This window comes from Devosia sp. Leaf420, assembly GCF_001425445.1.
In the GTDB taxonomy this organism is placed as follows: Bacteria; Pseudomonadota; Alphaproteobacteria; order Rhizobiales; family Devosiaceae; genus Devosia.
In genome coordinates this window covers 91335-113694 of record NZ_LMQU01000009.1, presented here as the reverse complement: position 1 = coordinate 113694, position 22360 = coordinate 91335, and the positions used below count along the sequence as shown (strand labels likewise).

Sequence of the window (22360 nt, the reverse complement as noted above, 5' to 3'; positions counted from 1 at the left end):
CCCTGCCCTAAAACTCGAACTGAACCATGCGGTTCATGACGAAAACGCCTAGGCACATCATGATCGCTGCGGCGCCCAGCCAGATCTGGCCCAATGGCGTCGTGATCAGCGGCGACAGATATTGGGGCGAGACGACCGAAACCATGATGGCGACGACGATAGGCAAGGAGCCGATAATGCCCGCGGAGGCCTTCGCTTCCGAGGACATGGCAGCCACCTTCTGTTTCATCTTCTTGCGGTTGCGCAGCACGCGCGCCAGGTTTCCGAGGGCTTCCGAGAGGTTACCGCCCGCCTGTTGCTGCACCGAGATGACGACGACAAAGAAGTTGACTTCAGGAAGCGGCACGCGCTGGAGCAGAACCTGCACGGCTTCCGTCATCGAGAAACCGAACGCCTGCTGATCAAGCACGCGCTGGAATTCGGACTTCACCGGCTCCTTGGTATCCTTGGCAACGACGCGCATGGAATCGTTGAGCGGAAGCCCCGTCTTGACGCCGCGCACGATGGCTTCGACGGCGTTCGGCAGCTCGTCGAGAAACTTGTTTTGATACTGCTTGCGCTTGCGCATCACATACATGCGCGGCAGCAGATACCCGCCGGCAACGGCGAAAATTGCCGCGAAATAATATGGCACCTGAGTGATGAGTAGAATGAGGAAGAGCACGACACCAAATATGACGCTATTGCGGATAAAAGCCGCTGGCGTGATGGTCATGCCGGCCTGAAAGATCATGTCCGATACGGTCAAGCGCTTTTTGGCATTGAGCTCATCGGACTGGGCCTTGAGCGCCGATTGCACCGTCTTGCGGCGCGCATCGCGCGTACGATTGGCATCGAGCTCCCGACGATTGGCGCGAATGTCGCCGCGATAGGTTTTCAAACGCTTCTGGGCTCGGCTGCTGCCAAGGGCCGATGGCACGAGCGCAAAGCCGGCCGCGCCAACCGCGACGACCGCCAAGATCACAAGCAGGATAGGCATGAGCATGGTCAGCGACCCATCAGTTCGTGTTGCTCGGTATTGGATTTTTCGAGCGCCTCGATGAGGTTGGCTTCCTCGTTGAAATAGCGGGCCCGCTCGGTGAACTGCGGCTTGGTGATGCCGGTCGAGCGATGCTTGCCCATCAGCATGCCGTTCGCGTCTTCGCCCATGATGTCATAGACGAAAATGTCCTGGGTCACGATGACGTCGCCTTCCATCCCGAGCACTTCGGAAATGTGGGTGATGCGGCGCGAGCCGTCGCGGAGACGCGCGGCCTGGACGATGACGTCGATCGAAGACACGATCATTTCGCGGATGGTGCGGCTCGGCAGGGAATAGCCGCCCATGGTGATCATGGATTCAAGACGCGACAGGGCTTCACGCGGGCTATTGGCGTGGAGCGTGCCCATGGAGCCGTCGTGGCCCGTATTCATGGCCTGGAGAAGGTCAAAACTCTCCGGGCCGCGGACTTCGCCGACGATGATGCGCTCGGGGCGCATACGGAGGCAATTCTTGATGAGATCGCGCATGGTGATCTCGCCTTCGCCCTCAAGGTTGGGCGGGCGGGTTTCCAAACGCACCACATGCGGCTGCTGCAGCTGAAGTTCGGCAGAGTCTTCGCAGGTGATGACGCGCTCATCCTTTTCGATGAAGGCCGTCAGGCAATTGAGCAGCGTCGTCTTGCCCGAGCCGGTACCGCCCGAGATGAGCACATTGGCCCGGACGCGGCCGAGAATGCGGAGAACTTCAGCCCCTTCAGGCGAAATCGAACCGTATTTGACAAGCTGCTGCAGGGTCAGCTTGTCCTTCTTGAACTTACGGATGGTGAGCGCAGCGCCATCGATGGCGAGCGGCGGAGCGATAACATTGACGCGGGAGCCATCGGGAAGACGGGCGTCGCAGATGGGCGAGCCTTCGTCGACGCGGCGGCCAACCTGGGACACGATGCGCTGGCAGACATTCATTAAATGCGCATCGTCGCGGAAGCGCACATTGGTGAGGCGTACCTTGCCGCCAACTTCGATGTAGCACTTCTGGCTGCCGTTCACCATGATATCGGCGATGTCGTCGCGCGCCAGCAGCGGCTCGAGCGGCCCATAACCGAGGACATCGTTGCAGATATCCTCAAGCAGATCTTCCTGCTCGGAAATCGACATGACGATTGATTTGAGCGCGATGATTTCGCCGACGATGTCGCGGATTTCCTCGCGCGCAGCCTGGCTTTCCATCGTCGCGAGCTGGCTGAGATCGATGGAGTCTATCAGCGCGTTGAAAATCGCGGACTTGGTCTGGAAATATTCGCGATCACGCTGCGCATCGACGGGATTGCGCACGTCCAGCACTTCGTCCGTCGTTCGCTGGCGCGTGGCCATGCTGTCCGTGTCGGAAGCGCGGCGTTGCGGTGCGGCAGCTGGCTCAGGGCGCGTTGGGCTGGGCACAGGGCGAGCGATCTCCGCCACGCCCGGTGTATTTCCGCCAAATGTCGTCCGCTTGCCAAACATGTTGTTCTCTTATTTTTCGCGCCGAGCTCTTGGAGCTAGGCCCGCTTTCTGAGGAAGGAGGGCAGCTTCATCAGCCCCGCCGCCTTGCCTGCGCCATGCGCGACCTGCCGGCCGGTGACCTGCATGCCGATATTGCGATAGACGTCGTTGACCTTATTGCTCGCCGAAACCTCGGCGATCATCTGGCCATTGTTCGCGGCCGTGCCGAAGAGCGCGGCGTCAAAGCCGATTTGTCCGATCAAGGTGCATTCGACCGAGGCGGCGAATTCGGCCGCGCTGATCTCGGGGCGCCGGGCGATACCCTGCTTGTTGATCACAAGGTTCGGCGCCTTTTCCGTCGGCCGCAGCGCCTTGATCGTGTCAGCCAGGTTCTTCGCATTGCGCAGATTGGCCAGATCGGGCTCGGCGACGATCACCACCTCATCGATCGTCGAGAGCGTGTGCCGCACCCAGGCATTCCACGAATGGGGAATATCGAGGATGATGACCGGCATGGATTTCTGGCAAATCTCGACGATCTGCTCGAATTCGCGCTCTTCAAAATCCCAGGTGCGATCGAGCGTTGCCGGGGCCGTCAGCAGGTTGATATGATTTGCCGCCTTGCTCATCAGCCGGTCCAGCATGGTCTGATCCACCTTCTGGTTGGCGAGCAGAGCATCGGCAATGCCATGCGGCGGGTCCTGGTTGAAATTCAACCCGGCCGTGCCGAAGCCGAGATCCATATCGAGGATCAGGCAATCCTGCCGGAGGCCAGTGGCAATCGCCCAGGCAACATTGTGGGCGACAGTCGAGCCACCTGCTCCGCCTTTGGCCGAGACAAAGCCGATCGTGCGCCCGATGGCCGCCGCGCCTTCACCCGCAAAGAGGTCAGTGATGGAATTGACGATGATCTGCGCGGTCGCGGGCAGGACGATATATTCGGAAATCCCCGAGCGGATCAGCTCACGGTAGAGCAGCACGTCATTGACGTGGCCGAGGACGATCACGCGCGTGGTCGCGTCGCACACATCGGCGAGACGCCCCAGCGCCTGCGGCACCTCTTCAGGCGGCAGCGAGGTCTCGACAATGATCAGGTTCGGCGTTGGGTTGGTCTTGTAGGTTTCGACCGCACCGTCGATGCCGCCGTTATGCGTCGTCAGCGCAACCTTGGACATACGCCGATCATGCACGGCGCTTTCGACCAGTTGCGCAGTCTGGGAATGCTCACAAAATGCCTGGATGGTGATGCGCGGAACAAGACGCGCGCCGGGCGAGATATCGGCTGCGGCCTCTTCCTGCTTAGCTGGCTCTTCGGGGTTGAGGAAACTCTTCATTACTTTTCTCCTGCCGCCATCATCAATCGAGCGCGAAGCCGACAGAGCCGTTGAAACTGCCGCGCATGCCGCCGGGGCCGACGCCGTATTGCTTTTCGAGCTTGCCGAGGAAAATGCCCTCGGCGTCGCTCGCAGGCACGGCATAGTCGGTCGGCACGGGAATGGTGTTCACCGGGGCGGGATTGACCAGGTAAGGGGTCACCAGAACGACCAGTTCGGTTTCCTCGCTGCGGAATTCGCGGCTGCGGAACAGGGCGCCAAGGATCGGGATATTGCCCAAGCCCGGAAGCTGATCGATATTCTGCGTGGTGTTTTCCGAGAGCAGCCCGCCGATGGCGAGCGTCGACCCGACACCAAGCTCGACGCTGGTGTTCACATCACGCCGTGTCAACGCATAGCTGCCGGTCTGCACTTCCGACACACCGGTTTTGACCGTCAGCGCGATCACGCCATTGGAGCGCACCGTGGGCGTGAACTGCAGTTCGACGCCATAAGGCTTGTACTCGACCGAAGTGCTGCCATTGCTATTCGTCGTTGGGACCGGGAATTCACCACCGACGAGAAATTCCGCGGCCTGGCCCGAGACGGCTGTGAGGGTCGGCTGGGCCAGCAGACGCAGCGCGCCGCGCTGTTCGAGCGCCCGCAGCGAGGCGTTGATCTGGGTATTGCCGATCGGGAAATTGCCCGAAAAGCCGTTGGTCGAGGTGCTTGGCGTCACTGAATTGTTCAGGCCAAGGCTGGCCGAGCCGATGGTGACGGTGCCCGATAGATTGATGCCGAGCTGCTGCGCAACGGTGCGACGAATTTCCGAAACAGTGACCTGCAGCATGACCTGCAGCCCACCGGCGACCTCAATGATATTGGCAACATTTTCCGGGTCGCCCGCAAACTGGATGGCCACCTGGGCGGCACGATCCTTGTCATCGGAAGACAGTACGGTGCCGGTCAAGACGACCCGGTTCGTCGAGTCGTTAAGAGTGACGGATTCGACGCGGATATGAGAACCGGGGATGACGCGGGCCAGCGCCTCTTCGAGAGCATTGCCGACCTGGGATGGCTCCTTGATCACGCGCAGATCGAGCACCTGAATGGTGCGGCCGGCATCATCGATGAAGAAAATATTGGTGTCGCCACCGCCAATGCCCTGAACGATGGCACGGGTGCGCGTGCGCATGATCGCAGCGGCCACCGATGGCTGCGAGACGATCACCTCGGCAACGCCAGCAGGGAGATCGACGATCATCGACTTGTTCAATTCAAGATCGATATCTCGCTGCCCGCCATAGGCCGTCGAAGAAACATTGATCTGTGCCTGGGCCACGGCAGGAGTCGCAACTGCAAGTGACAAGCTGCCGATGGCGCTGGCAACGAGCCAATGGCGCAGGGATCGAGATAGTCTCGTTGATTTGGCGATCATTTCCATCTCTCCCTCACTGCGGCATCAGCTGCGGCTGGGCGGTTTCAACCTGAATTTCAGGCAGTGCGGGCGCAGTCGTCTCCGTCGCCACGAACTGATCGGGCGGCTGCGTTTCGATTGGCGCACTGCTCGACAGCGACCCTGCGAGCACGCTTTGTTCCTTACCGGCACGAATAACCCGCACAGATTGGCTGGCGCTCGCCGGCCGCTGCGTGTCGGCGGTCTTGCCGAAATCGACGATCGACCGAAGGCTTAGGCTCAATTGGCCGCGCATAGAGGCGTTGATCAGGGTTTCGGCTTGGGGCGGGGTCAGTTCGAGGGTCGCGATCGTGCTGTTGTCGAACGGCTCCGGCGCTGGAGTTTCGGCCTCGCCAGTCTCGTCGCCGCCGCTCATGCCAAGTTCGCCAAGGCGCTTGCCGATCGCGAGCACGCGGACATTGGAAAGGACGACTTCGGACTGCTGCCCGCCATTAGTCGCGGTCGTCAGGACAACGTCGACATGATCGTTTGGCACGACGAACCCGCCGGCGCTCGAGACGGCGGTGACGCCAACCGACACGCCGCGCATGCCGGACGCGAGAACAGCCGAGAGATAACCCTGATCGGATTTGACGAGCTTCTGCTCGCGAATGGGTTCGCCGGGGAAAAATTCAAAGCGCGCCACGGCACCAGTCAGCGTCGCCGGAGCATCCGGCATCGATGAGACGGTTACATATTCGGGACGAATGGCGCCTTCGGGCCAATCCTGCCACTCGACATTTTCCGGCTTGAGCCTCTCGCCCACCCCGATCGGTGCCTTGGCAACGAGGATCTGGGTCTTGGCTTCCTCTACCACCTGCGTGACGACTTCGGTCGTCGAAGGTGCCTGTCCGCCGCGAAGTACAAGGATAGCGGCGAGCCCGCCAGCGACCAGGGCAACTACCACCAGGATGATACGTGCTGGTCTCATGACCCACTCCGGTTACGCTGGGCAAATGCCCAATTCCACCGGGTAACTATGCGATCAAAGGGTCAAAGTTTGGTTAATCGAGCCTTATGACACAAGGTAAACAAGATCTTAATTGCCTGCCGCCATTAGCTTTGTTCTTGCAGGCGTAATCGGACCGTTGCTAGTTCAGGCGATGAGTCGTTCGAAAATTACTGTGTTCGAGTAGACCATGATCGCGGCAACCGCCATGGCGATGCCATAGGGCACGCCTGATTTCTTGTCGTGCAGACGAGCAATCCATTCCCAGCGCGCTATAAGCGGGTTGAGCGGAAGAGCACGCAGGCTCAAAATAAGCAATGTGAGGGTCCCGCCCAGCATGCCTGCCAAAAGCAGATAGGGCAGAGTTATACCAAAACCCAGCCAGAGCGTCGTCGCAGCCGCAAGTTTGGCATCTCCGCCGCCGATCCAGCCGAACGCGAACATCACGAAGGCACAGAGAAGCACAACCGACGCGCACAAAAGATGCATGCCGATCTGCTCAAGCGGTAAATTGACGGCAATGGCGACGACAAAGAAGGTCGCGGTGAGTGCGATGACCAGCCTATTTGATATTTTCATCGTCAACAGATCGGACGACGCGGCGAAGGCCATGAAGGCTGGAAACAAAAAAAGGGCTAGGGTCCACATGATGTCCTCAGGAACCAGACAAGACAGGAACCAAGTAGCTCCGGATATACTCGTACATATCGACCATGCTGCCGTTGAGCGCCGTCAGCGCGCCGACGATGACCACTGAGATAAGAGCCCCGATAAGGCCGTATTCAATGGCGGTAGCTCCCGACTGATCGGCCCTAAGCCTCTGTGCCAAGATGAACATATTCATATCAATCGCCCCCGATTGACGCATGAGACACTAGAATTGTTTAAAAATGAAAAAGGGGCTCATAGAGCCCCTTCCTAACTCAGCAGCGGTCTTTTGCTTAGGTGCCCTTGACCGCCGCAGTGCCACCAAGCTTGGTGTTGATGTTATTGAAAACGCTAAATAGCTGACCGCCAAGAGCGCTGACAGCGCCGATGATGACGACCGAGATAAGTGCGGCGATGAGGCCGTATTCGATTGCAGTTGCGCCGGATTCGTCCTGCGCGAAACGTGCCAAAATATTCATGTCCCAGGCTCCTTTTACACGTCCTCGTGACGCCTCACGGCCGGTCACAGCGAAGATATGGCAAAACTAGCCCCCACTCATTGCCATTGCGTTAATCGAGCACCTCAGAACGCGTGCTTTTCGGGTAAAATAAGTGATGGTTTTCAACATGTTGAAGAATTGGGTCGCATTTTAGACACCATTCATCACCGCGATCTACTTGGCATCAATTTGCTACGTCTATCAACGACTTGAGCGGAACGTATCGGCACATCCAAGCAGGAAAACAACCGCTGTTTGCCAAGTATTTACCATTCCATCAGATGGTGTTGTGCATAGTTCAAGCCGGATGAGTGCCATGTTCCGCAAAATTGCCTTCACAGGCTTCTCAATCCTGCTCGCGACGGCAGTGCCAACCCTTGCCACGGATAATGCGCCGATCGATGTGAAGGTGAACATGGCGCGGGTTTTGCGCATGAGCGCACCGGCCGCGACGGTGATCGTCGGAAATCCAGGGATCGCCGACGTCACCATCCAGGATCCACAGACGCTGATCCTGACCGGCAAGAGCTATGGACAGACCAATCTGATCGTCCTGGATGCCTATGGCGAGCCCATCGCCGACACTCTGATCGATGTCGTGCAAATGCAGGCCGGCGTGACCACCGTCTACCAGGGACAGTCGCGCACCACTCTGAGCTGCGCGCCCGTTTGTCAGCCGACGGTCATGCTCGGCGATGACAATGCCTTTACGACCCAGGCGCTCGCATCGTCGCAATTGATCCAGACAACTGGCAATTAGATTTAGCCCTGCTTAACCCTGAACCTGAATTCGGCGCTTGGGTTCACCAATCCTAACGACGCTTTAGCCATAACCGGTTCACTTAGAGCGCATAGCGGAAATTGTCCGCTTGCCGGGTGGAAAAGGCATGGCACGTCTTCGACGCAAATCCTTCTTTGGCGATACGCGCGGCGCAACCGCAGTCGAATTTGCCTTGCTTGCGCCGATCTTTTTCACCCTTCTGGGCGCCATCCTCGAAACGTCAGTCAATTACCTTGCAGCACAAGTGCTGGAAAGCGGGGTGCAGGATACAAGTCGGCTGATCCGCACTGGCGAAGCGCAGCGCCGCAATTGGACCGTTGCCGACTACAAGAAAGACGTTTGTGGGCGCTTGTTTGGGCTCTTCGGCGACTGTTCGGACATGTATGTCAGTGTCCGGCAGATCGATACCTTTCAATCCGCAGATTATGAAGTACCGCTCGACCGCGATTGCAAAAGCAATTGCAAGTGGAGCAAATCGGACGAATGGCAGCCTGGCGTCGCCTCCGGCGTCGTCATGATCCAGGTCTATTATCGCTACCCTTCCATTCTGCAGACGCCGCTCGCCGATAATCGGCTGGGAGATGGTCGGCTATTGATGGGTGCTGCGACGGTTTTCAGAAATGAGCCGTTCTGATGGGTAAACTGATGAAGTATTTGCGCCGTTTCATTCGCAAAGAGACCGGCACGGCAGCAGTTGAATTTGCATTGGTCGTCCCACTGATGCTGACGCTTTATCTTGGCTCTTCGGAAGCAGCAGCGCTCCTCACGGCAGATCGTAAGGTTCAGACCGTTTCCGGCGCTGTGGGCGACCTTGTGGCACGCGCCAACAAGACCATCACCAGCGACCAGATGAAGGATTATTTCGACGCGGCGACCAGCATCATGACGCCCTATGTCACAACTGGGCTGACGCAGACAGTAACGGCGGTTTCGGTTTCATCAACCGGGCAGACGACGGTTCTCTGGTCGGTCCGCTTTGCTGATGGCAGATATTCGGGGACGGTTGCCGATCACCCCAAAGGGCAGCCCTATACGTTGCCGGCCGAGACGATCGCCATCGCCAAAGGCCAGACCGTAATCGCTTCGGAAGCCCGCTATGCCTACAAACCCTTGCTTGGCCTTGTTTTCACGAGCACGTTCGATCTCAACCGCTCCGCGCTGTTCATGCCCCGCTTCGGCGGCAGAATCGATCTGATGTGATCGCCATGGCCTGAGCGGTTGCCGAGTTCCGGCCAGCGTGCCAGAAGCGGTGAGCTTCACCTCGAACCGATCAAGAGCATGAACGACACAATCATCCCTGTCTTCGACCTGGGCGGCGTTTTCGTCGACTGGAACCCTATGTATCTGTTCCGCAAGCTCTTCGAGAGCGAGGAGGATGCGTTGTGGTTTCACCAGAACATCTGCACCGGCGACTGGAATCTCGAATTCGATGCCGGCGAAATCTATGCTGAAGGCGTCGCCAAGCTGATCACGCGCTTTCCGAAATATTGGCGCGAAATCCAGGCCTTTGATCTTCGCTGGAAAGAAACGCTCGGCGACTTCATTCATGGTACGGTCGACATCCACAACGAGCTGATCGAACAGGATATCCCAACCTTCGCCATCACCAATTTCTCCTGGGAAAAATGGGTGAGTTGCCTCGGCGAGTGGCCATTCCTCGAAAAATTCGATGGCGTGATCGTTTCGGGCCTCGAAGGCCTCGTCAAACCCGATCCGCGCATCTATCGCGTCTTCTGCGAACGCTATGGCTTCGCGCCAGATTCCTGCGTTTTCATCGACGACAGCGAACCCAATATCGTCGCCGCCCGCAAGTTCGGCATGCACGGCATCCACTTCAAGGACCCCGTCGCACTCCGCGGCGAACTGATCGCCCTCGGCCTGCCGCTCAAGGCCAAATAACAAAAACCCCGGAGCGATCCGGGGTTTTTCATATTTGCGGTTACTGGAAGCGACCACCCTTCTGGATGACTTCGATTTTGTAGCCGTCGGGGTCGGTCGCGAAGAAGAAGCGCGCGACTGGCACATTGCCGTTCTTGAAATCCACCACCTTGCCGACAGTAAATCCTTCGGCCGTGAACCGCTCGTGCTCGGCCTGCAGATTGTCCACGACGACTGCGAGATGCCCATAGCCGTCGCCGAGATTATAGGGCTCGGCGCGGCCGTGATTGATGGTCAGTTCCAGCTCGAAGCCATCGAGTTCATGGGCCATATAGACCAGAGTGAAATCGGCGAATTCGATCCGGTTGACGATTTCGAGCCCAAAGGCGCGGCGATAAAAATCCACAGACCGCGCTTCATCGAGCACGCGGAGCATCGAATGGGCAAGTTTTGTCATAACTTACCGTGTGCCGTACATGCGGTCGCCCGCATCACCGAGGCCGGGAATAATATAGCCCTTCTCGTTGAGATGGCTGTCGATCGAGGCTGTATAAACCGGCACATCCGGATGCGCCTTTTCGAAATTGACGATGCCTTCGGGCGCCGCCAAGAGGCACAGGAAGCGGATATTATTGGCGCCGCGCTCCTTGAGCTTTTCGATCGCGGCCGTGGCCGAATTGCCGGTCGCCAGCATGGGATCGACGACGATGATCAGGCGGTCTTCAAGGTTGGATGGCGCCTTGAAGTAGTATTCGACCGGCTCGAGCGTCTCGTGGTCGCGATAGATGCCGATATGGGCGACGCGCGCGGCTGGGACGAGATCGAGCATGCCATCGAGAAGACCGTTACCGGCGCGCAGGATTGAGGCGAAAACCAGCTTCTTGCCCTTGATGGCAGGCGAATCCATCGTCGCCATGGGCGTGTCGATCGGAATCATTTCAAGCTCCAGATCGCGCGTCACTTCATAGCACATCAGGTGAGCAATCTCGCGCAGCAGCCGCCGGAAACCGGCGATGGAGGTCTCCTTGTTGCGCATGATCGTCAGCTTGTGCTGGATCAGCGGGTGATCGATGACTGTGACATTGCCCACGACTTTGCTCATATCGATCATCTCTCTCGGTTACAGGAAGGACCTGCCGTGGCGGCCGGGCGCCAGCCCGAGCCATGCGGCTATGCTTTCCCCAATATCTGCGAAGGTGGAGCGAATGCCAATCTCTCCTTTGGGGAGGGCTGGGGAAAAGACGAGGATCGGCACCTGTTCGCGCGTGTGATCGGTGCCCGGCCACGTCGGATCATTGCCGTGGTCAGCCGTCAGGACGAGCAGATCGTCGTAACGCATCTTGGCGATCAGTTCGGGCAGCCGCGCATCGAACAATTCGAGTGCCGCGGCATAACCCGGCACATCCCGGCGATGACCATACTCAGAATCGAAATCGACGAAATTGGTCATTATGAAAGCGCGGTCTGCGGCCATTTCCATGGCGTCGAGCGTCTTGTCGAACAACTGCGGAATCCCGGTCCCCTTGATCTTGTGGGTCACGCCGGAACCGGCATAAATGTCCGAAATTTTCCCAACCGCATAGACCTGATTGCCGGCCGCCTGATTGCGATCAAGCAATGTTGGTTCTGGTGGCGGAATGGCGAAATCACGACGATTGCCGGTGCGCTTGAACGTGTCCGGGGTGTCGCCAACGAACGGCCGAGCGATGACGCGACCGATATTGAGCGGCGCCGTCAGTTCGAAGGCTTGTCTGCAGATCTCGTAGAGCCGCTCGAGCCCAAAGTGGCTTTCATGCGCCGCTATCTGGAAGACGCTATCGATCGAGGTGTAGCAGATCGGCTTGCCGGTGCGGATATGCTCTTCGCCGAGCGCAGCGATGATGTCCGTACCCGAGGCATGCTTGTCGCCCAAAATGCCGGGGAGCTCAGCGCGTCGAACAAATTCTTCGATCAGGTGCGGCGGAAAGGTTGGTTCGGATTGTGGAAAATAGCCCCAATCGAAAGGCACCGGCACGCCGGCGATTTCCCAATGCCCCGATGGCGTATCCTTGCCGCGCGAGATCTCACGACCAACGCCGAACCGGCCGCCCTTTGGCACATCGCTGAGATTGGGTGGCAGGCTGCCCGTGGACAGTTTGATCGCTGCCCCAAGGCCCATGGCGTCCATGTTCGGCACATTGAGCGAACCGGAACGGAGGCCGGCTCTGTCCGCCCTGCCCTCGGCGGCCCATTCGGCGATATGGCCGACCGTATTGGCGCCCTGGTCGCCATATTGATTGGCATCAGGCGAGCCGCCAATGCCGACACTGTCGAGAAGGCAGACAATTGCGCGTGGCATGGGCTTACTCCGTGGCGGTGATGCGGTCGGCGATCAATGCGAATTTTGGCGCGCCGGAGCCGACGAAATAGGCAGAGCGCAGACGCGCTTCGGCATCGGCTGCCGAAGCTTCATCGGCGGCGTGGATGCGGGCGATCGGGGTAGTTGGTTCGACTTCCGCGCCAAGACCAAGCAGGCGATCGAACCCCACCCGATGATCGATGGCGTCCGTCGGCGTTGCCCGACCGCCACCAAGGGCGACAACCGCCATGCCGACGCCGCGCGTATTGATCTCGGCGATCGTGCCGCGGCCTCCCGCGAGAACGTCGCGAACGATCGGCGCCGGCTGCAGATGCTCATCCATGCGCTCGACGAAATCGGCCGGGCCACCCAGCACAGAAACCATTTTCGAAAAGTGCTCCGTCGCCTTGCCGCTATCGAGGGCGACTTCCACTTTTTTGCGAGCGGCGGCAGACGTTTCCGCCATTCCGGTCATCAGGGAAATTTCCGCCGACAAGGCAAGTGTCACTTCGCGAAGGCGCCGGTCCTGGTGCTTACCCGTCAGAAATTCGACGGCATTGCGCATCTCGAGGCCATTGCCCGCAGCACTCGCCAGAGGCTGGTTCATATCGGTAATCAAAGCGCCGGTCTTGAGGCCGGCACCATTGGCCACATCCACCAGGCTTTTGGCGAGATCGCGGGATGCTTCGAGGGTCGGCATGAAGGCGCCAGAACCCGTCTTGACGTCGAGCACCAATGCTCCAAGGCCTGCAGCCAGTTTCTTCGACAGGATCGATGCGGTGATCAGGGAGATGGATTCGACCGTTCCGGTCACGTCGCGAATGGCGTAAAGCGTCTTGTCGACTGGCGCGAGATCGGCGGTCTGGCCGATAATGGCGCAGCCGGCCTGCTGCACCGCGTTGCGGAAGAGCGTATTGTCGGGCTGGGTCTGATAGCCGGGAATGGAATCGAATTTATCGAGCGTACCGCCCGTGTGGCCCAGGCCGCGGCCGGAAATCATCGGCACATAGATGCCGATGGCGGCAAGGATCGGCGCAAGCATCAGCGAAACATTGTCGCCCACACCGCCGGTCGAATGCTTGTCCGCGACCGGACCATCGAGATCGGACCAATCGAGCACGCTTCCGGAATCGCGCATGGCGAGCGTCAGCGCGACGCGCTCATCCATGCTCATATCCCGAAAATAGACCGCCATGGCAAAAGCGGCCGCCTGCGCATGGGACACCGTCCCTTCGGCAAAGCCGACGATGAAGCGGGCGATGTCTTCCTTGGGAAGTTTCTCGCCATTGCGCTTTTTCAGGATCACTTCTTGGGGGAGGAAGACCATTGGATGGCTTTCAGCTCTGAGGAATTACCCCCACCTAACCTCCCCCTGCTAGGGGGAGGAATAGCCTAGAGGTCGTCTCGATATTGCGGCAAGAACCGACGCGCTCCTCCCCCTATCAGGGGGAGGCTGGGAGGGGGTGACTTGGGCTCACGCCCCGTATGGAATCCAGACGTTCTTCACCTGCGTCGCCTTACCGAGGAAATAGTCCCCGGCAAAGCGCTGATCGGCAAGATCATAGTAGAGCCCGCGGCTCGTCCAGGTCTGCTTGAGATTGCCCACCGAGGCCTTCTCGACCATGGCAGAGCCTTCGGCAGACCCCGCGAACCAAAGCCCATCGACGCCATCGTGTTCGGCCAAAGTCTTGGCAAGGCTGACACTTTCACCGGTGACGATATTGACGACGCCAGAAGGCATGTCGGAGGTTTCGAGCACCTGGTAAAAATCGGTCATCGACAGCGGCGAGCCCTCCGAAGGCACTAGCACGACGGTATTCCCCATGGCGAGCGCTGGAGCGATCAGCGCGATCGACCCGAGCAGCGGGCGCGAGGGTGGAGCAACCACGCCGATCACGCCAAGCGGCTCGACCATGGCGGCGGCAACGGCGCGCATGGGCGGGTTGTGCACCGCCCCATCATATTTGTCGGCCCAGCCAGCAAAGGCGAACAGGCGCTCGACGGACTGAGCGACTTCCTTGGAGCCGTCATCGCCGGTCTGCACCTTGATGCGCGCCGCGAATTCGTCCCGGCGATAGTCGAGATTTTCGGCAAGGAAATAGAGGATCTGCGCGCGGGAATGCGCTGCAGTCGTGCCCCAGCCAAGCGCGGCGCGAGCCGCTTCGACGGCATTGCGAATATCCTTGCGATTGCCATCGCCGACTTCGCCGACGAGCGCGCCGTCAGTGCCATGGACCGGCCGATTATAGCCGCTATCGGGCCGTGCCTGCTTGCCGCCGATATACATCTTGGCTGTCTGGTCGAGATGTTCGGCATCGAGCGGGTTTGCCGCCTTGGCAGGAACCGACGTCGCCACAGGAGCCGGTTGGAGCGCCTTCTCCCACTTGGGTTTCAGGTAAGCCGACATGCCTTCGCGGCCGCCTTCGCGACCGAAGCCGGACTCTTTATATCCGCCGAAACCGACGGCAGCATCGAACTGGTTGGTGCCGTTGATCCAGACGACACCGGCCTTGAGCTTTGGCGCTATATCCAGCGCGAGATTGATGTTCTCGCTCCACAGCGTCGCGGCAAGACCGTAGCGGGTGTTGTTGGCAAGCGCGACGGCTTCTTCAGGTGTGCGGAAGCTCATGGCGACCAGCACGGGGCCAAAAATCTCTTCTTCCACAAGAGTGTTAGCCGGGGAGACATTGGTGACGAGGGCCGGTTTCAGGAAGCAGCCATTGGCCGGTACTGTGCCATCGGGCTCGTAGACCACAGCGCCTTCGGCGACGCCCTTTTTCATCAGGTCACGGATGCGCTCGACCTGCACCGGGGCGACCAGCGCGCCGATATCGACTGATTTATCAAGGGGATCGCCGACCCGAAGATTGGCCATGCGCTTTTTCACCTTGGCGATAAAGCGTTCTTCGATGGATTCTTGGACCAGAAGACGTGAGCCGGCGCAGCAGACTTGGCCCTGGTTGAACCAGATGGCCTCGACGAGACCTTCAACCGCCGAGTCGAGATCGGCGTCCTCGAAGACGATGTAGGGCGATTTGCCGCCGAGTTCGAGCGACAGGCCCTTGCCGGTTCCGGCCGTGGCGGCGCGAATGATTTTTCCCACTTCGGTCGAACCGGTGAAGGCGATTTTGTCGACGTCGGAATGGTTTACCAGGGCCGCGCCCGTCTCGCCTTCGCCCGTGACTATGTTGACGACGCCCTTGGGAAGGCCGACGCGCTCACAGATTTCAGCGAAAAGTAGCGCAGTGAGCGACGTGAATTCGGCGGGTTTGAGGACCACCGTATTGCCGGCGGCGAGAGCCGGTGCGATCTTCCAGGCCAGCATCAGCAGCGGGAAATTCCACGGGATGATCTGGCCGCAGACACCATAGGGGACATGGTCGGGGAATTCACGTTCGAGATGTGTGGCCCAGCCGGCGTGGTGATAAAAATGCCGTGCTACCAAGGGGATATCGGCGTCGCGGCTTTCGCGGATTGGCTTGCCGTTGTCCATGGTTTCGAGCACGGCGAAGAGGCGGCTGTGCTTCTGGATCATGCGGGCGATGGAATAGAGAAATTTCCCGCGCTCATAACCACTTAGACCACTCCACAATGGGAAGGCGGCGCGGGCGGCAGCTACAGCTGAATCGACGTCGGCAGAGGTGCCGTCGGTGATGTCGGCCAGTTTTTCGCCTGTTGCCGGATTGGTCGAGGCAAAGGTCTTGCCGCGGGCGGTCCAGGCGCCGTCGATGAAGTGGCCAAAAGTCCGATTTTTGCTGTCGAGCCAGGCATTTGCCTGGTCAGCAGTTTCGGGTGCGGGGCCGTATTCGAGGGTTTCGAAGATTTGTGCGATCTTGTTCATTTGTGGCCTCACACCATCGGCTGGCGGTAGTCGGCGGCGTAGTGGCCGGTTAACCCGTGCTCGAGTTGACGTTCTATATCCGTTAACAATCCGCTAGCGCCGAAACGGAATAAATGGGGATTCAGGTAATGGGTCCCCAGTTCCTCTTTCATCAGCGCCATATATTTGAGCGCGTCGCCCGCGGTCGCGATACCGCCGGCTGGTTTGTAGCCGATCTCGATGCCGGTCTCTTCATTGAACCAGCGGATCATGCGGATCATGGTCAGCGAGGTGACGAGATTGGCGTTGACCTTTTCCTTGCCGGTCGAGGTCTTGATGAAATCGGCGCCGGCCAGCATGCAGACGAGCGAGGCTTTGGCGATATTGGTCTGGGTGGCGAGTTCGCCCGTGCCCAAAATGGTCTTGATATGCGCGTCGCCGCAGGCCTTGCGGAAGGCGCGGACCTGATCGTAAAGCGCCTGCCAATCGCCGCGCAGGACCATGCCGCGCTCGATGACAATGTCGATTTCCTGAGCGCCGTCTCTTACCGAGGCTTCGATTTCGGCGATCTTGGTGTCGACGGGAGCGAGGCCGTGGGGGAAGGCAGTCGAGACGGCGGCGACTGGAATTCCGGTCCCTTCCAACGCGTCGACCGCGGTCTTGACGAAGGTGTGGTAGACGCAGACGGCGCCGGGAAGGATGCGCAGATCACCGACCCCGAGCTTGTCGACGATTTCAGCGCGGAGCGGATTGCGCGCCTTGGCGCAGAGGCGCTCTACGCGGCCGGGTGTATCGTCGGCATTGAGCGTCGTCAGGTCGATCAGCGTGATGGCTTTGAGGAGCCAGGCGAGCTGGTAGTCCTTCTTGACAGTGCGGCGCGCGCCGATGGAGCCGGCGCGGCGTTCGAGGGCCGAGCGGTTCATGCGGACGCGTTCAACCCAATCGAGATCGAGCGGGTAGCCCGGATTACGCTTGTGCGCGGGCGCGTGGCTGCTCCCGCTATTGTCGACGACCTTGAGACTCATAGCTCCTCCACCAGGGCCGGGATCAGCTTTTGCAGCTTGGCCGCCCCTTGCACCGCCATGGTCTTGGTATGCTCATGGCTGATGTTTTCGTTCGAAAGGCCGGCGCCCATATTGGTGATGGACGAACAAGCCCAGACTTTTAGCCCCAAGAAGCGCCCGAGGATCACTTCCGGAGCAGTCGACATGCCAACGGCATTGGCGCCGAGGCGAATGGCCATCTGGATTTCGGCGATGGTTTCAAAGCTCGGGCCAGAATACCAGAGATAGATCCCCTCCCCGACCTTGATACCGAGCCTTTCGCCCGCCGCCTTGGCCTTGGCGCGCAGATCGGAATTGTAGCAATCGACCATGTTCACAAAACGGCGGTCGGTCGGCTCGCCGATCAGCGGGTTCATGCCGGCATAGTTGATGTGATCGGAGATCAGCATGAGATCGCCGGGACGCAGATTTTCGTCGAGCGAACCGGCGGAATTGGTGAGAAGCAGCGTCTTGGCGCCAAGCTCGGCCATGGTTTCGAGCGCGGGACGCATGGCGGCGGCATTGCCATGCTCATAATAGTGTTCGCGGCCGGTGAGGATGGCGATGCGCTTGCCGCTCATCGTGCCTATCAGCAGATCGCGGCCGTGGCCGGAGACGCCGGCACCCGGGAAATCCTTGAGCTCGGAATAGGGAATGGTGACCTTGTCTTCGAGCAGATCACCAATGGCCGAGAGGCCAGAGCCAAGGGTCAGCGCGGCGACAATGGGTTCTTCACCGGCGATCTTGCGAATGGTTTTGGCGGCTTTGGTCATTTTTGCCTCTCGGCTTTCTTCTTTGGCATAGCTTGTTTACCCCGCCACTCGCGCATAGCGCTCGCGGCCTTCTCGCCTAAATTCACTCCACCGGAGTGAATTTGCCTGCGGCCGGCTCTAAGCCCAAAAACTCCGGCCCAAAGCTGTGCGGCAAGAGCTGCCCCAGCGTCTGCACCAGCGGCGTTCCATCCACGCCGTGCGAAATCACTTCCACGTCGAGATCGGCGAATTCGCGGATGCGTTGGCGGCAGCCGCCGCAGGGGGTGACGGGAGCGCTGCCAGGACCGGTGACATAGATGCGCTGGATGCGCCTTGCACCGCCGGCGATCATGGCGGCAATAGCGGAGGTTTCAGCGCAATTGCCTTGCGGATAGGCGGCGTTTTCGATGTTGCAGCCGGAATAGATCTTGCCATCATCGGCGAGGATGGCGGCGCCGACATGGAAATTGGAATAGGGCGCATAGGCCTTGGCGCGGATCGCTTCGGCAGCGGCGAAGAGGGATTTATCGGTATCGGTCATTTGTTTGTTCTCCTCTGCTGCTTTTTCACCTCTCCCTTTGGGGGAGAGGTCGGGTTGCGAAGCAAACCGGGTGAGGGGGCCTTTCGATGTGGGTGCCTAAGGCCCCCTCACCCGCCGCTTTGCGGCGACCTCTCCCCCAAGGGAGAGGTGAAGTGCGCCCCAGCCTCCCTCAGCGCTCCTTCGTGTACGGCACGCCGCCTGCCTTGGGGCCGACTGCCTTGCCGATGAAGCCGGCGAGGAGCACGACCGTGAGTACATAGGGCAGAGCCTGGATGGCCTGGACGGGGACGACGCCGATGACCGGCAGCTCGAAATTCTGCAGGCGGATTTGCAGGGCATCGAGGAAGCCGAAGAGGAGGCAGGTGAACATGGCGGGGACCGGCTTCCACTTGGCAAAGATGAGCGCCGCGAGGGCGATATAGCCCTTGCCGGCTGTCATGTTGTTGCCAAAGCCGGAGCCCTGCGCGATCGAAAAATAGGCTCCGGCGAGACCGCAGAGAAGGCCGGTGATGATGATGGCCTGATAGCGCTGCTTGACCACCGAAATGCCAGCGGTGTCGACGGCTTTGGGGTTTTCGCCGACGGCGCGGAGGCGGAGGCCGAAGCGGGTGCGGTAGAGCACGAAGGTTGTCACCGCGACCATGATGAAGGCGATATAGACCAGAAGGTAATGGCCCGAAATCAGCTCGGAATAGATCGGGCCGAGAATGGGCACGCCCGCGAGTTCATTGGCGAAGGGCAACGTGATGGGCGAGAAGCGGCCGCCTTCGGAGAGTGCTGGCGTGCGGCCGCCCTGGCTGAACCATGTCTGACCGAGGAAGGTCGTCATGCCGGCCGCGAGCATGTTAATGGCGACGCCCGCAATCAACTGATTGCCCTTGAGCGTGATGGCGGCTGCACCCTGCAAGAGCGTCGTTGCTAGCGAAACGGCCATGCCGGCCATGAGGCCGAGCCAAGCGGAGCCGGAAATGGCGGCGACGGCGCCGGCCGCAAAGGCCGCGGCGAGCATCTTGCCTTCGAGGCCAATATCGAAAATGCCGGCTCGTTCCGAATAGAGCCCCGCCAAGCAGGCGAGGAGGAGCGGCGTCGAGAGACGGATCGTGGCATCGAGGACGGAGAGAATGACGGCGAGATCCATCTCAGCTCTCCGGCTTGGCGGTCGAGACCGCAATGGCTTCGGATTTCTGCTCGGGCGAGAGCAGCATGAAGGCGCGCTCGAGCGAGGGGCGGAAAAGCCCTTCCATGGCGCCGGTAAAGAGAATGACCAAGGCCTGGATCACGACGATCATTTCGCGGGTAATGCCGGGAATGACGAACTGCAATTCCTGCCCGCCCTGATAAAGCGCGCCAAAAAGAATGGCGGCGAGCGCAATGCCGATCGGGTGATTGCGGCCCATAAGCGCGACGGCGATACCGACAAAGCCTGCACCGGCGACGAAATCGAGCACGAGACGATTTTGCACGCCCATGACTTCATTGATCGCCACCATGCCGGCGAGGGCGCCGGAAATGGTCATAGTGATCATGATCATTTTCGAATTTGAAATACCGGCATAGCGCGAGGCCGTCGGATTGGCGCCAAGGACGCGCATGGCATAGCCGAACTTGGTGTGCCAGATCAGGATATAGACCCCGATCAGAGCCGCAATGGCGATGACGATCGAGAGATTGACCGGCGAATAGCCAAAGAAGGAGAAGAACTGGCGAAGCTGCGGCACGCGGCCGGCGACTTCGATGGTTTCGGATTCCGGAGCCATGGTCGAGGCGGGTTTGAGCACGCGATTGACCATGTAGACCATCAGCGCCGAGGCGATGAAATTGAACATGATGGTGGTTATGACGACGTGGCTGCCGCGCTTGGCCTGGAGCCAGCCGGGCACGAAGGCCCAGAAGCCACCGACGGCACCGGCCGCGATGACCGCAAGCGGCATGGCGATGAGCCAATGGGTCTGGTCGAGCGCCAGCGCAACGACCACGGCGCCGAGGCCGGCGACATAGGCCTGGCCATCGCCACCGATATTGAAGAGCCCGGCATGAGCCGCGACGGCGACCGCGAGCCCCGTGAAGATGAAATTGGTGGCATAATAGAGCGTGTAGCCAAAACCATCGCCATAGCCGAAGGCGCCATAAAGGATGACCTGAATGGCGTGGAACGGATTTTCGCCCACGAGCAGCACGACAAGGCCCGAGACAAGGAAGGCGAGAAGAAGATTTAGGGCCGGCAGGAGGGCAATATCAGCCCAGCGCGGAAGAGGTCTGCTTGCGCTCATGGAAGAGGTCCCTGTTCGGCTATGCCGATGGTGCGGGGCGCGGTCTTGTTGATGCCGGCCATCATCAGGCCGAGTTCGCCTTCGGTGGCCGTGGCTGGATCGGCTTCGCCGACGATGACGCCATCGAACATGACGAGGATGCGATCGGCGAGGGAGCGGATTTCATCGAGCTCGACAGAGACGAGGAGGATCGCCTTGCCCTCGTCGCGCATCTTGATGATTTCATTGTGGATGAATTCGATGGCCCCGATATCGACGCCGCGGGTCGGCTGGCCGATGATCAGCACATCGGGGTCCTGCTCCATTTCGCGGGCAAGGACGATCTTTTGCTGATTGCCGCCGGAAAAGAGCGATGATTTCAGATTGATATTGGCCGGACGGACGTCGAAAAGCTTGACCTGATCGGCGGCGGCTTTCTTGGCGGCGGCGATATCGAGGAAGGCGCCGGAGCCATAGGCGGGCTTGTCGTGATAGCCGAGAATGGCGTTTTCCCATTCCTGGAAAGTCGTGACGAGGCCCATGCGCTGGCGGTCTTCAGGCACGTGGGCGAGGCCGGCCTGGCGGGCGCGGGCTGCGCCATCATCGCCTTCGAGCGAGAGTGGCTTGCCGTTGAGGATGACCGTGCCCGATTTCTGATCGCGCATGCCGGTGATGGATTCGAGGAGTTCTGACTGGCCATTGCCGGAGACGCCCGCAATGCCGACGATTTCGCCGGCACGAATGGCAAAGCTAACATCTTTGACGCGGGGGACGCCCATATCGTCGGCGACGACGAGATTCTGGACTTCGAGGAGGGTCTTGCCCGGATTGGCGGCGGTCTTGTCGACGCGGAGGAGCACGCGGCGGCCGACCATGAGTTCGGCCAGTTCTTCTGGGCTGGTTTCGCTGGTCTTGACGGTTGCGACCATCTGGCCCTGGCGCATGACCGAGACATTATCGGTGATGGCCATGATCTCGCGCAGCTTATGGGTGATGAGGATCACCGTCTTGCCCTGGGCGCGGAGCGTTTCGAGAACGCGGAAGAGGTCGTCGGCTTCCTTGGGGGTAAGGACGCCGGTGGGCTCGTCGAGAATGAGGGTTTCGGCGCCGCGATAGAGCGCCTTCAGGATTTCGACGCGCTGCTGCTGGCCGACGGAAATATCCTCGATAATGGCATCGGGATCGACTTCGAGCGCATATTCCTTTTCGAGCCGATCGAGTTCCTTGCGGGCACGATTGAGGCTGGGCTTGAGGAAGCCGGAATCTTCGGCGCCGAGCACGATGTTTTCGAGGACCGAGAAATTATCGACCAGCATGAAATGCTGGTGCACCATGCCGATGCCGAGCGCGAGCGCCTGCCGGCTGTCGGCGATATTGGCTTCGGCGCCATTGACACGGATCGTGCCGCTGTCTGCCGTGTAGAAGCCATAGAGGATGGACATGAGCGTGGATTTGCCCGCGCCATTCTCACCCACAATGCCGTGGATGGTGCCGCGTGCAATTTTCAGATCGATGTCCTTGTTGGCGTGAACTGCGCCGAACCGCTTGTTGATCTTTTCAAGCTCGATCGCCCAGCCATTGGCCGGTTGAGGTACAGCGGCCGTTTCCGGCCGCTGCGTGTTCATGGTGTTC

General features: G+C 59.8%; 22 protein-coding genes and 1 pseudogene. 4 read left to right on the top strand and 19 right to left on the bottom strand.

The features are described from left to right. Positions 1-7 precede the first annotated feature (7 nt). The 8 genes from ASG47_RS05060 to ASG47_RS05025 form a co-directional block, all read right to left on the bottom strand. The gene (locus tag ASG47_RS05060) at positions 8-985 is read right to left on the bottom strand and encodes a type II secretion system F family protein (RefSeq protein ID WP_061907654.1); all 978 of its coding nucleotides are present in this window, start codon (positions 983-985) and stop codon (positions 8-10) included. Between the two features lie 2 nt (positions 986-987). Next, positions 988-2481, bottom strand: a complete 1494-nt coding sequence (locus ASG47_RS05055; RefSeq protein ID WP_061907653.1) for a CpaF family protein — start codon at positions 2479-2481, stop codon at positions 988-990. A 35-nt stretch (positions 2482-2516) separates the two neighbouring features. Then, a complete protein-coding gene (locus ASG47_RS05050) occupies positions 2517-3794 on the bottom strand; it encodes an AAA family ATPase (RefSeq protein WP_061907652.1) in 1278 nt (425 codons plus the stop codon). 22 nt (positions 3795-3816) lie between these two features. After that, on the bottom strand, positions 3817-5211 hold the full coding sequence (locus ASG47_RS05045; protein WP_162243220.1) for a type II and III secretion system protein family protein: 1395 nt from the start codon (positions 5209-5211) through the stop codon (positions 3817-3819). 13 nt (positions 5212-5224) lie between these two features. Beyond that, the gene (gene cpaB, locus ASG47_RS05040) at positions 5225-6160 is read right to left on the bottom strand and encodes a Flp pilus assembly protein CpaB (RefSeq protein ID WP_082511581.1); all 936 of its coding nucleotides are present in this window, start codon (positions 6158-6160) and stop codon (positions 5225-5227) included. 165 nt (positions 6161-6325) lie between these two features. After that, complete coding sequence (locus ASG47_RS05035; protein WP_200940859.1) at positions 6326-6826, bottom strand: prepilin peptidase; 501 nt, start codon at positions 6824-6826, stop codon at positions 6326-6328. 7 nt (positions 6827-6833) lie between these two features. Further along, a complete protein-coding gene (locus ASG47_RS05030) occupies positions 6834-7022 on the bottom strand; it encodes a Flp family type IVb pilin (RefSeq protein WP_413813450.1) in 189 nt (62 codons plus the stop codon). Between the two features lie 97 nt (positions 7023-7119). Further along, entirely contained in the window at positions 7120-7305 is a 186-nt protein-coding gene (locus tag ASG47_RS05025) for a Flp family type IVb pilin (protein WP_061907648.1), read from the bottom strand. A gap of 337 nt (positions 7306-7642) precedes the next feature. Here ASG47_RS05025 and ASG47_RS05020 point away from each other — a divergent pair, with 337 nt between their 5' ends. The 4 genes from ASG47_RS05020 to ASG47_RS05005 all read left to right on the top strand — a co-directional run bounded on the left by ASG47_RS05020 (position 7643) and on the right by ASG47_RS05005 (position 10006). Then, positions 7643-8086, top strand: a complete 444-nt coding sequence (locus tag ASG47_RS05020; protein ID WP_061907647.1) for a pilus assembly protein N-terminal domain-containing protein — start codon at positions 7643-7645, stop codon at positions 8084-8086. Positions 8087-8213: 127 nt separating this feature from the next. Further along, complete coding sequence (locus ASG47_RS05015) at positions 8214-8741, top strand: TadE/TadG family type IV pilus assembly protein (RefSeq protein ID WP_061907646.1); 528 nt, start codon at positions 8214-8216, stop codon at positions 8739-8741. Beyond that, a complete protein-coding gene (locus tag ASG47_RS05010) occupies positions 8741-9307 on the top strand; it encodes a TadE/TadG family type IV pilus assembly protein (protein ID WP_061907645.1) in 567 nt (188 codons plus the stop codon). The genes ASG47_RS05015 and ASG47_RS05010 overlap by 1 nt, the downstream gene beginning before the upstream one ends. A gap of 78 nt (positions 9308-9385) precedes the next feature. Further along, positions 9386-10006, top strand: coding sequence for an HAD family hydrolase (locus ASG47_RS05005; RefSeq protein WP_061907644.1), 621 nt, complete (start codon positions 9386-9388; stop codon positions 10004-10006). 40 nt (positions 10007-10046) lie between these two features. Here the strand turns inward: ASG47_RS05005 and ASG47_RS05000 are convergent, their stop codons facing one another. The 11 genes and pseudogenes from ASG47_RS05000 to ASG47_RS04950 form a co-directional block, all read right to left on the bottom strand. After that, complete coding sequence (locus ASG47_RS05000; RefSeq protein ID WP_061907643.1) at positions 10047-10442, bottom strand: VOC family protein; 396 nt, start codon at positions 10440-10442, stop codon at positions 10047-10049. A 3-nt stretch (positions 10443-10445) separates the two neighbouring features. Further along, entirely contained in the window at positions 10446-11087 is a 642-nt protein-coding gene (gene upp / locus ASG47_RS04995) for a uracil phosphoribosyltransferase (protein WP_061908069.1), read from the bottom strand. An 18-nt stretch (positions 11088-11105) separates the two neighbouring features. After that, positions 11106-12323 carry a phosphopentomutase gene (locus tag ASG47_RS04990; protein ID WP_061907642.1) on the bottom strand — a complete coding sequence of 406 codons (1218 nt, stop codon included), beginning with the start codon at positions 12321-12323 and terminating at the stop codon, positions 11106-11108. A gap of 4 nt (positions 12324-12327) precedes the next feature. Continuing rightward, complete coding sequence (gene deoA, locus ASG47_RS04985; RefSeq protein ID WP_061907641.1) at positions 12328-13650, bottom strand: thymidine phosphorylase; 1323 nt, start codon at positions 13648-13650, stop codon at positions 12328-12330. Between the two features lie 147 nt (positions 13651-13797). Beyond that, positions 13798-16164 (bottom strand): aldehyde dehydrogenase family protein, encoded by a 2367-nt coding sequence (locus ASG47_RS04980; RefSeq protein WP_061907640.1) that lies wholly within the window; start codon positions 16162-16164, stop codon positions 13798-13800. 8 nt (positions 16165-16172) lie between these two features. Beyond that, positions 16173-17168 (bottom strand): deoxyribose-phosphate aldolase, encoded by a 996-nt coding sequence (gene deoC, locus ASG47_RS04975; RefSeq protein ID WP_061907639.1) that lies wholly within the window; start codon positions 17166-17168, stop codon positions 16173-16175. Then, on the bottom strand, positions 17165-17959 hold the full coding sequence (locus ASG47_RS04970) for a purine-nucleoside phosphorylase (RefSeq protein WP_061907638.1): 795 nt from the start codon (positions 17957-17959) through the stop codon (positions 17165-17167). The genes deoC and ASG47_RS04970 overlap by 4 nt, the downstream gene beginning before the upstream one ends. 82 nt (positions 17960-18041) lie before the next feature. Then, positions 18042-18497, bottom strand: a pseudogene (locus ASG47_RS04965) (cytidine deaminase); the annotation flags it as partial. A gap of 151 nt (positions 18498-18648) precedes the next feature. Next, positions 18649-19617: an ABC transporter permease gene (locus ASG47_RS04960; RefSeq protein WP_061907636.1), complete on the bottom strand. Its 969-nt coding sequence runs from the start codon at positions 19615-19617 to the stop codon at positions 18649-18651. A gap of 1 nt (position 19618) precedes the next feature. Continuing rightward, positions 19619-20749 (bottom strand): ABC transporter permease, encoded by a 1131-nt coding sequence (locus ASG47_RS04955; protein WP_061907635.1) that lies wholly within the window; start codon positions 20747-20749, stop codon positions 19619-19621. Continuing rightward, a complete protein-coding gene (locus ASG47_RS04950) occupies positions 20746-22353 on the bottom strand; it encodes an ABC transporter ATP-binding protein (RefSeq protein ID WP_061907634.1) in 1608 nt (535 codons plus the stop codon). The genes ASG47_RS04955 and ASG47_RS04950 overlap by 4 nt, the downstream gene beginning before the upstream one ends. Between the last annotated feature and the right edge of the window lie 7 nt (positions 22354-22360).

Bases quoted from the DNA above. Each gene is read 5' to 3' on its own strand.
- ASG47_RS05060 (WP_061907654.1), bottom strand. From the start codon at position 985: ATGCTCATGCCTATCCTGCTTGTGATCTTGGCGGTCGTCGCGGTTGGC.
- ASG47_RS05055 (WP_061907653.1), bottom strand. From the start codon at position 2,481: ATGTTTGGCAAGCGGACGACATTTGGCGGAAATACACCGGGCGTGGCG.
- ASG47_RS05050 (WP_061907652.1), bottom strand. From the start codon at position 3,794: ATGAAGAGTTTCCTCAACCCCGAAGAGCCAGCTAAGCAGGAAGAGGCC.
- ASG47_RS05045 (WP_162243220.1), bottom strand. From the start codon at position 5,211: ATGATCGCCAAATCAACGAGACTATCTCGATCCCTGCGCCATTGGCTC.
- cpaB (WP_082511581.1), bottom strand. From the start codon at position 6,160: ATGAGACCAGCACGTATCATCCTGGTGGTAGTTGCCCTGGTCGCTGGC.
- ASG47_RS05035 (WP_200940859.1), bottom strand. From the start codon at position 6,826: ATGTGGACCCTAGCCCTTTTTTTGTTTCCAGCCTTCATGGCCTTCGCC.
- ASG47_RS05030 (WP_413813450.1), bottom strand. From the start codon at position 7,022: ATGAATATGTTCATCTTGGCACAGAGGCTTAGGGCCGATCAGTCGGGA.
- ASG47_RS05025 (WP_061907648.1), bottom strand. From the start codon at position 7,305: ATGAATATTTTGGCACGTTTCGCGCAGGACGAATCCGGCGCAACTGCA.
- ASG47_RS05020 (WP_061907647.1), top strand. From the start codon at position 7,643: ATGTTCCGCAAAATTGCCTTCACAGGCTTCTCAATCCTGCTCGCGACG.
- ASG47_RS05015 (WP_061907646.1), top strand. From the start codon at position 8,214: ATGGCACGTCTTCGACGCAAATCCTTCTTTGGCGATACGCGCGGCGCA.
- ASG47_RS05010 (WP_061907645.1), top strand. From the start codon at position 8,741: ATGGGTAAACTGATGAAGTATTTGCGCCGTTTCATTCGCAAAGAGACC.
- ASG47_RS05005 (WP_061907644.1), top strand. From the start codon at position 9,386: ATGAACGACACAATCATCCCTGTCTTCGACCTGGGCGGCGTTTTCGTC.
- ASG47_RS05000 (WP_061907643.1), bottom strand. From the start codon at position 10,442: ATGACAAAACTTGCCCATTCGATGCTCCGCGTGCTCGATGAAGCGCGG.
- upp (WP_061908069.1), bottom strand. From the start codon at position 11,087: ATGAGCAAAGTCGTGGGCAATGTCACAGTCATCGATCACCCGCTGATC.
- ASG47_RS04990 (WP_061907642.1), bottom strand. From the start codon at position 12,323: ATGCCACGCGCAATTGTCTGCCTTCTCGACAGTGTCGGCATTGGCGGC.
- deoA (WP_061907641.1), bottom strand. From the start codon at position 13,650: ATGGTCTTCCTCCCCCAAGAAGTGATCCTGAAAAAGCGCAATGGCGAG.
- ASG47_RS04980 (WP_061907640.1), bottom strand. From the start codon at position 16,164: ATGAACAAGATCGCACAAATCTTCGAAACCCTCGAATACGGCCCCGCA.
- deoC (WP_061907639.1), bottom strand. From the start codon at position 17,168: ATGAGTCTCAAGGTCGTCGACAATAGCGGGAGCAGCCACGCGCCCGCG.
- ASG47_RS04970 (WP_061907638.1), bottom strand. From the start codon at position 17,959: ATGACCAAAGCCGCCAAAACCATTCGCAAGATCGCCGGTGAAGAACCC.
- ASG47_RS04960 (WP_061907636.1), bottom strand. From the start codon at position 19,617: ATGGATCTCGCCGTCATTCTCTCCGTCCTCGATGCCACGATCCGTCTC.
- ASG47_RS04955 (WP_061907635.1), bottom strand. From the start codon at position 20,749: ATGAGCGCAAGCAGACCTCTTCCGCGCTGGGCTGATATTGCCCTCCTG.
- ASG47_RS04950 (WP_061907634.1), bottom strand. From the start codon at position 22,353: ATGAACACGCAGCGGCCGGAAACGGCCGCTGTACCTCAACCGGCCAAT.